The organism is Corynebacterium sp. HMSC074C03 (assembly GCF_001838285.1).
GTDB classification, from domain to species: Bacteria; Actinomycetota; Actinomycetes; order Mycobacteriales; family Mycobacteriaceae; genus Corynebacterium; species Corynebacterium amycolatum.
This window is the reverse complement of record NZ_KV836225.1, coordinates 1-2,368: the sequence shown is the minus strand read 5'-3', so window position 1 is coordinate 2,368 and position 2,368 is coordinate 1. Positions and strand designations below refer to the sequence as shown.

Genomic DNA, 2,368 nt, shown 5'->3' with positions numbered 1-2,368 from the left:
GCTTTTGTTTTACCCACAAGTAAACAACATTCAATCGATAGATGTCGTAGCTTATGTCTCGGTGATAGCCATTGATTTTGCTTGGTTGTGGGTATTTGGAAGGGGCCCGGTGCGCAGTAGACCGGTCGCGGAGGCTCCTCGAATTCTGGCTCTTAGCTTGGTGGCGTGTGCGATTCATCCATTGCACTTCTGTGACTATCACCGCCACTCATCCCTACATACTGATACCCCAGTCCAATTGAGGCTTTATTACCAAGCTGTCCAAATAGGGAGACATACGCTTACTTAGTAGTCAGCTCTGATCTTCGACTCGTACCTACGAGATGCTGTGGCGGCGTCCTCGATCACGCCAAAAGAAAATCCCGTATAGGTGAGGTATTGCCTGCGCCCATACGGGAGGGTGTCGTATTTAGTTAAGTTAGCCCTGTCTGGGATTAAGCTATGCAGTCGCGCTAATCAAAGTACCGAGGTTAGTTATTACTGCTCGGCTTAGCCGACGGGACGTCTCCGTAGCCGTCGTGGTCCTTATCTTCAGAGTTAATACCTCCGCGGAAGGTGTCGTGAGCACTCGGAGTAACGGCGTGCGGTGCACGGTCGGCGGTGTTGAACAAAAGATTCAAGATGATAGCAGCGACGGAACCTACGCAGATACCTGAAGCCATAAACGTTTGCGCCCATGCCGGTAGTCCGGAGAATAGTTCGGGCGATACAGCAGGAAGTAATGCCAATGCCAACGGAATACCCACGACAATCACGTTGGATTCAGTGAACGTAACCTTGGATAGAGTGCGGACGCCCGATGCTGCGACCATACCGAACAAGGCGATACCGGCACCTCCCAAAACTGGAGCTGGGATAGCGGCAACGAGAGCGGCCGTCTTTGGAATCAAACCCAGGATCAGCAGCATTCCACCTGCAGCTGCGGTAACCCATCGGGAACGTACGCCCGTGATGGATAGGACGCCAATGTTCTGGGCAAACGCCGTGTATTGGAAGGTATTGAAAATACCGCCAATTACGGTCGCAGCACCGTCGGCACGCAGTGTGTCGGCAATACGGTGATTATCAATCTCGGATTCGGTAATCTCGCCGATTGCAAGTACGTCGCCAGTCGCTTCGACCATAGTCACAAGCGAAACAATGCACATGGCAAATACAGCCGAGAGGACGAATTCAGGCATGCCAAAGTAGAATGGATGCGTCAACCCGAAGACTGGTGAGTCCTTAGTTCCAGACCAATCCACCATTCCCAATGGAATGCATAGCAGCAATCCGGAGATCATGCCCACTAGAACGGCAATGCGGGCGAGCCATTCTGGTGCCCATCGCTCAATACTGAGAATTAAGACCAACACAAACGCAGCTACTGCCAAGTTTTGAGGTGCGCCGAAATCTGGAGTGTCCTTGACTTCAGCACCGCCACCAACCCAGTCGGCTGCGACTGGCATAAGCGTCGTGCCGATAATCAATAGCACCGTGCCAGTGACCAACGGCGGAAATAGGCGTAGAAGCGACGCAAAAAGCGGTGCAAAGAGCATCATGAAAATGCCCGATGCAATCACCGAACCGTAGATTGCGGGTACGCCGTATTGCGACCCGATAGTAACCATCGGAATCGCGGCAGAGAAGGTACAGCCCTGAATCAGTGGTAGTCGCACACCAAATCGCCAAATACCCACCGACTGTACGATGGTGGCGATGCCTGCAACAAACAGGTCCGCAGCAATTAGGTGCGGAATATCGGACGGGGACATACGCCCGGCATCCACAAGTGCCCAGCCCACGAAAAGCGGGACTGCCACCGCGCCTGCATACGCGGCGAGCACATGTTGAAAGCCGAGTACAAGCAGTTTCACATGGCCCGGATACTCATCGACCGGATGAACCGTCTGAGTATCGGTCTTCGTTGATGTAGTCACAGTTCGACTTTAGTTCCCTAGTCCAGGTTTTCCTCACTGGAGCTTTCTATTGGGGTGGTTTCGCTCCATCTCGCTTTACGACGAGGCCATCGGGTCACGTCACTTTGCTGAGATAACTCGTGAGTGTGCGTGGGAAGCCGCTGAACGAATGCATTGCGGAACAGCTTTAAGTGAGACTCTAGGGGTATGGTTTTCTATTAGCTCGGAAATACACTAGAAAGGCGTTGTGACCTGCAGGTTCGCTTTATGTGTGAAGTGTGTGTAATGTATCCGGGGTCAGCGCGACAGGGCGATGTGATCGCTTGTTGTGGTGATGTGGGGGAGAGTTTACTTTGTATTCACAGTCGGTTTGACTTGTGTTTGCGATGAAGGTAAAGTCTTCTTCTGCTGCTCACGGAGTGGTTGCCCTGTTTTGGGTGGTTGTTTTGTGGGTGTGTGTTGTGTGAGAA

General features: G+C 52.4%; 1 protein-coding gene. It reads right to left on the bottom strand.

What is annotated here, in order from left to right; genetic code table 11:
• Positions 1-470: 470 nt before the first annotated feature.
• Complete coding sequence (locus HMPREF2847_RS06990; RefSeq protein WP_070429049.1) at positions 471-1,919, bottom strand: nucleobase:cation symporter-2 family protein; 1,449 nt, start codon at positions 1,917-1,919, stop codon at positions 471-473.
• Positions 1,920-2,368 lie beyond the last annotated feature (449 nt).